Source organism: Stenotrophomonas sp. P5_A8, assembly GCF_056400545.1.
In genome coordinates this window covers 1-11,361 of record NZ_JBFULB010000119.1, presented here as the reverse complement: position 1 = coordinate 11,361, position 11,361 = coordinate 1, and the positions used below count along the sequence as shown (strand labels likewise).

15 protein-coding genes are annotated in these 11,361 nt (G+C 68.1%); 6 read left to right on the top strand and 9 right to left on the bottom strand.

Features of this window, described 5'->3' with window-relative positions; genetic code table 11:
- Together AC1DQP_RS10360 and map are read left to right on the top strand one after the other, a co-directional pair.
- A partial coding sequence (locus tag AC1DQP_RS10360; protein WP_478051540.1) for a TA system antitoxin ParD family protein occupies positions 1–136 on the top strand: 136 nt, incomplete at its 5' end.
- On the top strand, positions 133–900 hold the full coding sequence (gene map, locus AC1DQP_RS10355) for a type I methionyl aminopeptidase (protein ID WP_478051539.1): 768 nt from the start codon (positions 133–135) through the stop codon (positions 898–900). The genes AC1DQP_RS10360 and map, both read left to right, overlap by 4 nt.
- Positions 901–928: 28 nt before the next feature.
- Here the strand turns inward: map and AC1DQP_RS10350 are convergent, their stop codons facing one another.
- Both AC1DQP_RS10350 and AC1DQP_RS10345 read right to left on the bottom strand, forming a co-directional pair.
- Entirely contained in the window at positions 929–1,714 is a 786-nt protein-coding gene (locus AC1DQP_RS10350; protein ID WP_478051538.1) for a LytR/AlgR family response regulator transcription factor, read from the bottom strand.
- Positions 1,711–2,835, bottom strand: coding sequence for a sensor histidine kinase (locus AC1DQP_RS10345; RefSeq protein WP_457317913.1), 1,125 nt, complete (start codon positions 2,833–2,835; stop codon positions 1,711–1,713). The genes AC1DQP_RS10350 and AC1DQP_RS10345 overlap by 4 nt, the downstream gene beginning before the upstream one ends.
- A 184-nt stretch (positions 2,836–3,019) precedes the next feature.
- On the opposite strand from AC1DQP_RS10345, the gene AC1DQP_RS10340 reads away from it, so the two are divergent.
- Entirely contained in the window at positions 3,020–3,394 is a 375-nt protein-coding gene (locus AC1DQP_RS10340; protein WP_478051537.1) for a hypothetical protein, read from the top strand.
- A 60-nt stretch (positions 3,395–3,454) separates the two neighbouring features.
- On the opposite strand, the gene gstA is transcribed toward AC1DQP_RS10340, so the two are convergent.
- On the bottom strand, positions 3,455–4,099 hold the full coding sequence (gene gstA, locus AC1DQP_RS10335) for a glutathione transferase GstA (protein ID WP_457317911.1): 645 nt from the start codon (positions 4,097–4,099) through the stop codon (positions 3,455–3,457).
- Between the two features lie 137 nt (positions 4,100–4,236).
- On the opposite strand from gstA, the gene AC1DQP_RS10330 reads away from it, so the two are divergent.
- Complete coding sequence (locus AC1DQP_RS10330) at positions 4,237–4,581, top strand: winged helix-turn-helix transcriptional regulator (protein WP_256774169.1); 345 nt, start codon at positions 4,237–4,239, stop codon at positions 4,579–4,581.
- 26 nt (positions 4,582–4,607) lie between these two features.
- Here the strand turns inward: AC1DQP_RS10330 and AC1DQP_RS10325 are convergent, their stop codons facing one another.
- Both AC1DQP_RS10325 and AC1DQP_RS10320 read right to left on the bottom strand, forming a co-directional pair.
- Positions 4,608–4,979, bottom strand: a complete 372-nt coding sequence (locus tag AC1DQP_RS10325) for a hypothetical protein (protein WP_457317910.1) — start codon at positions 4,977–4,979, stop codon at positions 4,608–4,610.
- Between the two features lie 34 nt (positions 4,980–5,013).
- Positions 5,014–5,940: a LysR family transcriptional regulator gene (locus AC1DQP_RS10320; RefSeq protein WP_478051536.1), complete on the bottom strand. Its 927-nt coding sequence runs from the start codon at positions 5,938–5,940 to the stop codon at positions 5,014–5,016.
- Between the two features lie 131 nt (positions 5,941–6,071).
- Between AC1DQP_RS10320 and AC1DQP_RS10315 the strand changes: the two genes are divergently transcribed.
- Positions 6,072–6,464, top strand: a complete 393-nt coding sequence (locus tag AC1DQP_RS10315) for a RidA family protein (protein WP_256774172.1) — start codon at positions 6,072–6,074, stop codon at positions 6,462–6,464.
- Between the two features lie 206 nt (positions 6,465–6,670).
- Entirely contained in the window at positions 6,671–8,848 is a 2,178-nt protein-coding gene (locus tag AC1DQP_RS10310; RefSeq protein WP_457317907.1) for a hypothetical protein, read from the top strand.
- A gap of 273 nt (positions 8,849–9,121) precedes the next feature.
- On the opposite strand, the gene AC1DQP_RS10305 is transcribed toward AC1DQP_RS10310, so the two are convergent.
- The 4 genes from AC1DQP_RS10305 to AC1DQP_RS10290 all read right to left on the bottom strand — a co-directional run.
- Entirely contained in the window at positions 9,122–9,250 is a 129-nt protein-coding gene (locus tag AC1DQP_RS10305; protein ID WP_256774174.1) for a hypothetical protein, read from the bottom strand.
- Positions 9,247–10,026 carry a YggS family pyridoxal phosphate-dependent enzyme gene (locus AC1DQP_RS10300; protein ID WP_457317906.1) on the bottom strand — a complete coding sequence of 260 codons (780 nt, stop codon included), beginning with the start codon at positions 10,024–10,026 and terminating at the stop codon, positions 9,247–9,249. The genes AC1DQP_RS10305 and AC1DQP_RS10300 overlap by 4 nt, the downstream gene beginning before the upstream one ends.
- Positions 10,027–10,090: 64 nt before the next feature.
- Positions 10,091–10,597, bottom strand: a complete 507-nt coding sequence (locus AC1DQP_RS10295) for a hypothetical protein (protein WP_457317905.1) — start codon at positions 10,595–10,597, stop codon at positions 10,091–10,093.
- Between the two features lie 118 nt (positions 10,598–10,715).
- The coding region (locus AC1DQP_RS10290) for an OB-fold nucleic acid binding domain-containing protein (protein ID WP_478051535.1) at positions 10,716–11,361 on the bottom strand (646 nt) is incomplete at its 5' end.

The window sequence follows — 11,361 nt, the reverse complement described above, 5'->3', positions numbered from 1 at the left end:
TGCCCAGGCCGGCTTCTGGATCAAGATCGGGATGCTGTGCGAGATGAATCCCGGGATGAGTTACCAGGAGATCGTCGGCCGCGAGCTGCGCGCGGCCGGGGTCGAGCCGGGTGCGTTGCGGGTGGCCGAAGCATGATCAAGACCGCTGAAGAGCAGGCGTTGATGCGCGCATCCGGGCGTCTGCTGGCACAGGTGTTCGAGGCGTTGGATACGCTGCCGCTGGAAGGCATGAGCACGCTGCAGGTCAACGACTGGGTGGAACGCTTCATCGTCGATCAGCTGCACGCGCGGCCGGCCAGCAAGGGCCAGTATGGTTTCGCCTACGTGTTGAACAGCTCCATCGACCGGGTGGTCTGCCACGGCGTGCCGTCGGCCGATGACGTCCTGCGCAGCGGCAGCATCGTCAACCTGGACATCACGCTGGAGAAGGACGGCTACATCGCCGACGCCAGCAAGACCTACCTGATCGGCGAGGTGGACTACGCGGCCAAGCGGCTGGTGCGGGTCACCCGCGAGGCGATGTGGAAAGGCATCGGCGTGGTGCGTCCGGGCGCGACGCTGGGCGATATCGGCTTTGYGATCCAGCAGCATGCCAAGGCGCACGGCTACAGCGTGGTCAAGGAGTTCTGCGGGCACGGCATCGGCCGGGAAATGCACGAAGAGCCGCAGGTGCTGCATTACGGTCGCCGCGGCGATGGGCTGGAACTGGAGGAAGGCATGACCTTCACCATCGAGCCGATGATCAACCAGGGCCGCGCGGCCATCGACATGAGCGAGGACGGCTGGACGGTGACCACGCGCGACGGCAAGCTCTCCGCGCAGGCCGAGCATACGGTGCTGGTCACTGCCGATGGGGTGGAGGTGTTGACGCTGCGTGCGGGTGAGCAGACGGGACGCTGATGGCGACCCGGTCGGGCACGACCCGGCGCTAGCCGATGTCGCCGCTGCGCGTGGACACCAGCTTGAGGAAGGCCTCGTTCTGGTAGCGGCTCATGCGCAGCTGCTGGCCGGTATCCATGGTGACCACGTGGTGGCCGTTGAACCAGGGATGGATGGCCTTGACCCGACGCACGTTGACGATCGCCGAGCGGTGCACCCGGGCGAAATGGCGCGGGTCCAGCCGCGCGGCCAACGTCGCCATGGTTTCGCGCAGCTCGTGCACGCGGTCGACCAGGTGGATTTCCACGATGTTGCGCGCGGCCTTGATCCAGACGATGTCGTCCACCGCGATCAGCACCACGTGCTCGTCCACCCGCACCGGAATGCGTTGCAGGTAGTCCTCGCGCTGGCGCAGCGCATCCAGTGCCTGCAGGATCTGCACCGAGGCCTGCGCGCCGACGCCACTGGCGGCCGACAGCCGGTGCTTTGCGCGCTGCAGGGTGGCGGCGAAGCGCTCGCGGCTGAACGGCTTGACCAGGTAATCGATGGCGTTGGCCTCGAAGGCCTTGACCGCGTACTGCTCGTACGCGGTGACGAACACGGTGGCGGGCATGCGCTCGGCACCGATGGTGGCGACCACGTCCATGCCGTTGATGGCCGGCATCTGGATGTCCAGGAACACCAGGTCCGGGGATTGATTGCGGATCGCGGCCACCGCCGAGACCCCATCGCCGCACTCGCCGACGATCTCGATATCGGTATCGTCGCGCAGCAGGCGCACGATCGCGTGGCGCGCGATCGGCTCGTCATCCACCACCAGCGCGGTGAGGGTCATGCCGGCGACAGGCCGGGGTTGAATTCGGGTGCATCCTCGGCGCTCTCCAGCACGCGGAAGGGCACGCGGATGCGGCACACCACGCCTTCGGGCCACATCATGTCCAGGCGCACCTCGGCGGCATCGCCGTAGAGTTCCTGCAGGCGCAATCGCGTGTTGGACATGCCGATGCCATGGCCGGCCGAGGCGGTCGGCTCGGCGGAGAGGGTGCTGTTGCGGTTGCGCACTTCGATGCACAGCGCGTCGCCGTCACGCCGCGCCTCGATCTCGATGGTGTCGCTGCCCACGCGTTGGCCGATGCCATGGCGCAGGGCGTTCTCCACCAGCGGCTGCAGGATCAGGCTCGGGACGGCGCACTCCAGCGTGTCCGGGGCGATGTAGGTGCGGGTGGTGAGGCGGTCCTTGAAGCGCACACGCTGGATGCCCAGGTACAGCTCGATCAGGTCCAGCTCCTGGCGCAGGCTGATTTCCTGGCCGTCGTAGTCCTCCAGGAACGCACGCAGCAGCTCACTCAGGCGCAGCAGCATGTCTTCGGCGGACAGCTTGTCCTCGTCGAGCAGGGTAATGATCGCGTGCAGCGTGTTGAACAGGAAATGCGGCTGCAGCTGCGACTTCAACGCGAGCAGACGCGACTGCGCCAGCTCGGTGGCCAGCTGGCTGGCTTCCAGTTCGCGCCGGGCCTTCTCGGCGTGGAAATGCAGCGCCTGCTGGATCGCAAACAGCGTCCAGTAGGTCAGCAGGCCAATGGCGAAGTGCTGTTCCAGGAAATACCCCAGCTGCTCGGCGAACCCGCTGGGTTCGAACAGGGTGGAGACCAGCGCGCCCAGCACCATCGCGGCGAAGGTGACGCACAGGCTGGCCAGCACCTGCGCGCCCAGACCGTGGAAGCGCAGCGTGCCGCGCACCGGGAAACGTTCGGCCAGGCGGAACACCGTCGGTGCCAGGGCGGCCCAGGTATACCACTGGATCAGCGACCAGCGGGCCAGATCCCAGAACGGCCAGTTGGTGCGGGGCAGGCCGACGTTGATCGCGTTCTGCATGGCGAACACCAGCGCCACCAGCGTCCACAGGGCGATGTAGCGGGACAGGCGGATCTGGGTGCTGCCAAGGCGGATGAGCATGGTCGGTCCTGCGCCGCGGGTGTGCGGCAAGGGGCATCTTAGGCGCGGGGGGAGGGGGCGGGAAGCGCCATGACGGCCCATTACGATTGGCCCGCGCGTGGCGACGATTGGTCCCGGATCGATTGGCGGCGGGCGATGGCCGGTGCCTGATACGGACGTCCTTCACCGCTACGGAGATGCCGCCATGTTCCTGATCCGCCCTGTCCTGATCGCTTCGCTGTGCTTGATCCCGCTGTTGGTGACCGCCCCGGCGCAGGCCGGCGATGCACGTTACCTCGGCCTGCTCAACCGCGCCCACGACAGCGTCGTCGCGCTGGAGGTGGCCCCGGCCGGCAGCGATGCATACGTCGCCCGACCGATCGACAGGCTCGACGGGGGCGGCGGCAGCGCCACCGTGCGCCTGGGCGAGGCCGGCTGCCGGTTCGATGTACGGCTGCAGTTCCGCAATGGCCGGCGCGCGGTCTATCACGGGGTGGATGTGTGCACCGGCGACACGCTGGCGATCGCGCCGCTGCCGCGTGGGCGCGACGATGTGGCCGTGGCCGTGCAGTCGCGCTGAGCGCACCGGTCGTCCGGGCATTGCATCAGAGGGGGGGCGGTGGTTCCGGGGGAGCGCGGATCACGCCGCGACGGGCGCGGCCAGGCCCTCGCGTTCCAGCGCGGTGCGCACCGAGGGGCGGGCCTGCACGCGCTGATACCAGCGCTGCAGATTGGCCAGCGCATCGAAGTGGATGTCGGCCTTGTAGTACGAAGTCAGCCACGCCGCCTGGCCCCAGCCAACCAGTGCGAACAGGTAGGCGTCGGCGACGCTGAAGGTGTCGCCGGTGAGGTAATCGCGTTCGGCCAGTTGCGCGTCGATCCAGGCGACACGTTGCGCGAGCTTCGGCCGTGCGGTGTCCACATACTTGCCGGCGGCGGTGGCGTACAGCAGGGGGATGAATCCCTTGTGGATCTCGGTGGCGAGGAAGCTCAGCCATTCCTGCAGGCGGTAGCGCGCCAGCGTGCCGTTCGCTGGTGCCAGTGCGCTGGCCGGATGCTGGTCGGCGAGGAACTGCAGGATCGCCGCGCCTTCGCGCAGCACGCTGCCGTCGTCCAGTTCCAGCGCCGGCACGTAGCCAAGTGGATTGACCCGCAGGTAGTCATCGCCGTCGGCGGTGCGATGGGTGCGGTGATCGACCTTGACCAGCGTGGCGGCGATGCCGAGTTCGTTGAGCACGATGTGTGCGGCGAGCGAGCAGGCGGCGGGCAGGTAATAGAGCTTCATTGAGGTATCCAGGACGGGGAGGGGGCCTCTGCGTGAGGCGTCCTGCCGCATTCTAGGAGCGCGGTATAAAAACGGAAGAAGGCACTATCCTGTGGTGTAGGTACATAATTGTTACCTCCCGCCTTCTGGACCCTTCGATGAAAGACACCGTCTCCGGCTGCTCGGTGGAAGAAGCCATGCGCCTGCTCGGCGGGCGCTGGCGGCTGCTGATCGCCTCTTACCTGCTCGATGGGCCGAAGCGCTTCAACGATCTGCGCCGCGACATTCCCGCCATTTCCCAGCGCATGCTGACCCTGGACCTGCGTGCACTTGAAGCGGCCGGGCTGGTCAGCCGCACCGTGTATCCGACGGTGCCGGTCAAGGTGGAGTACGCGCTGACCGAGGACGGGCGGCGGTTGCAGCCGGTGGTGGAGGTGATGCAGGTGTTCGGGTTGTGGGTCAAGGCGCGTGCGGCCGTCGTCGATGCGGACGCGGTGCGCTGACCGACGCGTGCATCACGTGCGTGGATTCACTGGTCGGCGGCGGCGGCGGAACGGAACCCGATGACCTTGTCCACGGTGAAGCCGGGCAGCATCGCGCGCAGTTCATCCAGCATCTTCAACCGCGACGCCTCGGCGCTGTCGGCGGGAAGGCCAGCAGCAAGCGCACGCTGGTAGGTGTCCAGCCCCGCCGCCTGCAGCGCCGGTTCGCAGTGCGATGCCGCGGCAAGGGCGATCTCGGTGGCGCTGGCGCTGCTGCGGTAATGCTGCTGGGCGTAGGCGAAATGGCAGTCGAGCAATGCGGTCAGCAGCGGGTCCCGGCTCGGTTCCGGGGTCTGGGCCAGTGCCGTGCTGCCCAGGACGAGGCCGGCAAACAGTGCGATGCAGCAGCGGTGGTGCATGGGGTTTCCTGGTGGGGCTGTCGGGCGTAAGCGCTCAGCGCTGGGGCAGGGTGTCGACCGGCGCCTGCGTGGCCATCAACCCGGCCACCCAGTCGATGAACACCCGCAGTTTGACGCTGACATGCCGGTTCGGCGGAAACGCAACATACAGCGGCATCGGCTCGAGGTGCCAGTCCGCGAACACGCGCACCAGTTCGCCATTGGCCACGTGCGGGGCGGCCATGTAGGTAGGCAGCCATAGCAGGCCCAACCCGGCCACACCGGCGGCGAGATAGGCGTTGCCGTCGTCCAGTGCCAGCCGGTGGCGGCCCTGCACGGTGATGCGTTCTTCGCCACGCTGCATCGTGTAGGGAAGCACCTTGCCGTTGCGCGAGCGCAGGTAGCCGACGATGCGGTGGTGGCTGTCGATCAGGGCGCGCGGGTGGTCGGGGATACCCGCCTGGTTCAGATAGGCCGGTGCCGCGTGGATGCCGGCCTGCAGGTCGCCGATGCGGCGGGCGACCAGCGACTGATCGGTGATCGGGCCGCCGCGGATCACCGCGTCCACGTTCTCACCGATCAGGTCGATGTTGCGATCACTCACGCCCAGATCGAGCTGGATGTCCGGGTAGCGGGCCAGGAAGTCGGGCAGGGCGGGGACCAGCACCAGGCGCGCGAGCGGCGCGGGCACGTCGATGCGCAGGCGTCCGCGTGGCAGGGCGGCGGCGCCGGACAGGCTGGTGTCGGCATCGTCGATGTCGGCCAGCAGGCGCACCACCCGTTCGTAGTACGCCGCGCCGTCAGCGGTGACGTTGACCTGGCGGGTGGTGCGGTTGAGCAGGCGCACCCGCAGCCGCGCCTCCAGTTGCTGGACCAGTTGGGTGACGGTGGTGCGGCTCAGCTGCAGGGTCTGGGCCGCCTTGGTGAAGCTGCCGGTTTCCACCACGCGCACGAAGGCCTGCATTGCATCGAAGCGGTCCATGGGGCGCCTTACGGAGTGGGATTGTTTGGATTCTACAAATAGTGATGGTCGGTCTGGGGCGTTTATCCAGGCCGGCGCGGCCTCTACCGTAGTGGCATCACAACAACGGGCCACCGGCCCGGGAGAAAACGATGGCAACCCGTGACGTGGTCTTTCCGCCTGGCCGGCAGGCCCTGTACGAGCGCAACCGCTATTCGCCGGCGGTGCGTGCCAATGGCTTCCTGTTCGTCTCCGGCCAGGTCGGCAGCCGCGAGGACGGCTCGCCCGAGCCGGTGCTCGAGGACCAGGTGCGGCGTGCGTTCGACAACCTCAACGCGGTACTGGGGGCTGCCGGCTGCACCTTCGAGGACGTAGTCGATGTGACCGTGTTCCTGGTCGATCCGGAGCGGATCTTCGAGCGGGTGTGGGCGATCGTGCCCGAGTACTGGGGCCAGGCGCCGTACCCGACCCTGACCGGGATCGGGGTGACGTGGCTGTATGGGTTCGATGTGGAGATCAAGGTGATTGCAAAGCTGCCGGACTGAGGGCCGTCCGGGCCGTGCGCCGGCCAGAAACGTGGGGCGGTGCCCGGTGGTAGAGCCACGCCATGTGTGGTTGGCAGCGCTCATGACGCGGCAACGGAGGCCAGCCACGCATGGCGTGCCTCTACCGACGCAGTAGGCCTTCACGCGACTGCGCCAGCCCGATGGCGATAGTGCACGGGTCATTCTGCTGCCCCGCGCCTACCTACATGCCCCTGATTCCCGAGCGCGTCCAGCGCTGGCCCCGGCCGTGGCGCCTGGCGTTGTTCTCGTTGCTGGCGCTCTACGCGCTGTATCTGATTGCCGGTAACGTGTTCCTCAATACGCCGCTGTTTGATGCGGTCACCAACCGCAAGCCTGAAAAATTCACCATGCAGACCGGGCCGGCGCTCACCGTGCTGCCGGGCCAGGCCATCGTGTGGAACATCCGCATGCGCGGGCAGGCCGGGCATACGGTCTACATCTTCCGCGCCGACCGGGCCAGCGCCTGGATCGATCTGGTGGCGCTGTTCCGCCGCGAGGTACGGATCCCGCGCATCGATGCCACGGGCGTGGAAGCGGACATCCAGCGGGTGGACAAGGCGATTCCGCCACCGCCGCGCAGCGATCGGGGCTGGACGCTGCGTTTCGACGCGATCCACAGTGATTCCATCCGCAGCGGCCAGTTCGGCAAGCTGCTGATCGTGGGGCAAGGGCATGGCAACGTCGGCTTCCTCAAGCAGCTCAAGGGCGGGCCGTCGGAACTGTTCGATTCCACCGCCGGCTTCGAGCAGGCGACAGTCAGTTTCGACGGGGTGAAGGTGCTGGACGAGGCGCATCTTGGCGCACGCTTCCACTTCCCGCGTCACTATCGTGACCAGGCGCCGGGGCTGCGCAAGTTCGAGATCACCTGGGCGCAGCTGCAGATCGATGCGCGCAGCCAGGCGTTGGAAATCGACACCGGCGGCGCGCATGTCAAGGTGGGCAGCGCCCCATCGAACGCGCGGCTCAATGCCGATGTGGTGCTGGACCAGGGCGCGTTGCAGGCCGGCAGCCGGGTGGTGTGGCGGGTGCCGGTGCATGCCGGCATCGATGCCGATGACCGGGGTTTGCTGTCCCTGCAGCTGGATGTGGCGCAGGACATGCGGGTGCAGGCGCGGCTGCCGCGGGATCCGGAAACCGGCAGTGAACTGCATGCCGACCTGCGCGTGACCGGCACGAAGATTCCGTTCCGGGCGCCGGCCGAGCTGCTGCCCCGGTTGTCCGGGCAGGTGCAGGGCGCGTGGAAGTTCGAGTCGTTGAACTGGATCGCCGATCTGTTCGTGCGCAAGCCATGGTTCCACCTGGATGGTGGCGGGCTGCTGGAGGGCGACCTGAAGATCGCCGATGGCCAGCTTGCGCCGGGCAGCACGCTGGACATTCCGCAGGTGGCGGCCGTGGCCGAGGTGGCCGGTGTACGTCTGCGCGGCGATGCCAACGCACACGGCAGCATCGTGGCGGGCGCGCCGGCCCAGGCGCAGCTGGACGTGAAGATTCCGCAGTTCCTGGCCGCGCCGACGAACGCGCCCAAGGCGTTGTTGTTCGATGGGCGCGCGATGGCCCTGACCCTGCGCGGGGACGCCCGCCTGCAGCAGTTGCGTGACGGCATGCGCGCGCGCCTGCGCTTCAAAGATGCGCGGGTGCCGGACCTGACCGCCTACAACCGCTACCTGGGCAACGACAACGTGCGCCTGCTCGGGGGCACCGGCCTGCTCAGCGGCGATGTCGAAATGGATTCCTCCGGTCGTGTTGGCACCGGCCGGGCCGACCTGCGGGGACGCGGTGCGCAGTTGCAGGTGGCTGGCATCGCCATGCGCGGTGATGCACGGCTGAAGGCGCGCGTGCAGCGGGCCGATTTCGATGCCAAACAATTCGACCTGGGCGGTACCACGATCGATCTGCGCAGTATCCGTGTCGGCGATGCGGGCGGTGAAGAGAACTGGTGGGGAACGGTGGTGGTGCGCAAGGGCCATATCGATGCGGCCGCGCCGTTCCAGGTGGATGCCCAAGCCGATCTGCGCCTGCGCGATGCCGGGCCGTTGCTGGGCGTGTTCGCCGAGCGCAGCGCCTATCCACGCTGGGTGCTGGGCCTGCTGGATTCGGGCGAGGTGCAGGCCAGCGGTCAGCTGCGCTGGCGCAGTGGCGAGCTGCGCGTGGAGGATCTGCAGGCCGAGAACGAACGCCTGTCGTTGCGCGCCCGGCTCGACCTTGCACATGCGCAGCGGCGGGGGGATCTGTACCTGCGCTGGGGCGTGCTGGGTGCCGGGATCGAGCTGCAGGGCCAGCAGCGCAAGTGGCACCTGGCGGGCGCGCGCGAGTGGTATGACCAGCAGCCGCGGTTGTTGCCGGCCAGTGGGTCGGCGCCGTAGTTTGGCGGCTTCGGCAGCCACGCATGGCGTGGCTCTACCCGGGTCCGATGCGGTGTTAGGCATGGTCCGGGATGTGGCGTCACGGATCGCAACCCGGCAGCAACGGGGGTAGAGCCACGCCATGCGTGGCTGACGCGGTGTCCGGGTCAGGCATTGCCGCAGGGTGAAGATGCCRATGGCCATCCCATCGCTGGCCGAGCGCATGGTGGGGTGGGCGCCCGCCCGGTAGCGCATTGGCCGGCTGTCACTGCAACTGCAATCCCTGCGCGGCGGTTAGTTGCCCGTCGAGCGGATGCAGGTGGTGGCGGGCCTGCGGACCGTTGCTGTCGAAGCGGCCGAGCAGATGTCCTCGAAGGCGACCTGCTGCATGGCCACGGCGTGGTGGCGCGCTGGTGTGGTCATGGCGTCGCTTCCGGGGCTGGCGCAGGCCAGTAGAAACTGTCCGAGGTAGCGCGCGCGCCGAAGATGGCCTGGCCGACACGGACCACGGTGGCCCCTTCTTCGATGGCCAGGTCGAAATCGCCGGACATGCCCATCGACAACTCGTCCAAGGTAACCCCCTCAGGCAAGGTCGGGCGCAACCGGTCGCGCAGGTCGCGCAGACGCGCGAAGCAGGGGCGGACCAGGGTCGGGTCCGGCGAGAACAGGGCCAGAGTCATCAGCCCGCGCACGCGCAGCCGGGTGAACGCCGGCAACTGCTGCAGGAAGTCGGCGACCGCGATCGGGTCCAGCCCGTACTTGCTGGCTTCACTGGAGGTGTTGACCTGCACGAACACGTCCAGGTCGCGCTGCTCCACTTCCAGCCGTCGGTCCAGGGCCTCGGCCACGCGCAGGCTGTCCAGCGCCTGGAACTCGCTGGCGAAACGCGCCACCTCGCGCGCCTTGTTGGTCTGCAGGTGGCCGATCACCGACCAGCGGATCGGCAGGTCGGCCATGGCCTCGGCCTTGGCCTGTGCCTCCTGCACCTTGTTCTCGCCCAGTTCGTGGCAGCCTGCCTCCCAGGCCAGCCGCAGCCGCGCTTCATCCACGGTCTTGCTTACCGGCAGCAGGCGCACGCTGGATGGCGCGCGGCCAGCGCGGGCGCAGGCGTCGGCGATGCGTGCATGTACGGCTGCGAGGTTGTCGGCGATCTCCGCGGCGGTCGTGGCCTGCGGCCAATCAGGGCGTGGGTTGGACATCGCGTACTCCCGGAAGCTCGGCCGGTATGGTGGCATATCCGCGCGGCCGGATGGCACGCGCACCTCAGGGCGCGCTGGGCGTGCTCGGGCGCACGTAGTGCGATTGGCCGTTGTCGCCGACGAAGATCAGCTCCGGCTTGCCCTGCCATGAGGTGAGCATGGCGCCGGTGCTGTTCTGGTGTTTGAGCACCAGGGTGGCGCCCCGATCCGGGTTGGCGGTGACCTTGAAGACTTCGGTGGTGCCGCTGGCATCGTCCAGGGTGAGCATGGCTTCATCGCCGACATCGGCGGTGCCGTAGCCGCCACGTTCGGAGCCATGGGCGTCGAGCAGGATCATGCCGGACAACGGCGAGGCGCGCGGCCCCTGCGACACCCCCTTGCTCAGCGGATCGGGCACCGGCGCCCCCAGGATCAGCCGGGCCTGGCCGTTGCCGTCCTGGATGACCAGACCGCGCGCGGTGATCACCCGGTCCTCGGCCTGGCTCTGGTGCAGGCGCACAGCGGTCCAGCCGGAAACAACCAGGGCAAGGCTGGAGACGATCAGTGTGGTGACGGTAAGTGCGCGGGACAAAGGCGGCTCCAGATCCTTGGAAGGCAGCGACAATACCGGACGGGCCGATGGGGACACCAGTCGGGAAAGTCTGCAATTGCGGTGATCGTGAAGTGGATCACGCGCTGCGCGCGGGCACTCAGTGGAAGTCGCGGCTGCGTGTACGCACGCCGTCGATCAGGGCATCGATGTTGTACATCTGCCGCACGATCAGGTGCTGCACGCCGTCCACGCGTTCGAGGCGGCCGTCGATCTGCATCATCTGCGCTTCGACCAGCACGCGGTGCTGGCGGTCGGCGATCTTGCGCCAGACCACGGCATTGACCATGCCGCATTCGTCTTCCAGGGTGAGGAAGGTGACCCCGCTGGCGGTCTGCGGGCGCTGGCGCATGCGCACCAGCCCGGCAAAACGCACGCTGCGCCCGTGCGGCAACGCGGCCAGTTCGTCCGAGCGCTGGCAGCGGCGCTGGCGCAGTTGCGGGCGGATGAAGGACACCATGTGCCGGCCGAGCGTGGTGCCGGTGCTGTTGTAATCGGCCTGCATGTCCTCCAAAGCGCTGGGCAGCGGCAACGGCACTCTTTCTTCGACGGTGGCGCGCGGGGTGTCGCACCGCGGCACCGGTTTCTCCACGCCGGACACTGCCCAGCGCGCGCGATGGCGCTGCCCGCTCAGGCCTTTCAATGCGCCGGCGTCCGCAAGCAGGCCCTGGTGGCGACGGTCCTGCCGCGCGCGTTGGGTGAGATCGGCCACGCTCTCGAACGGCAGCCGTGCGCGTGCCTGCCCC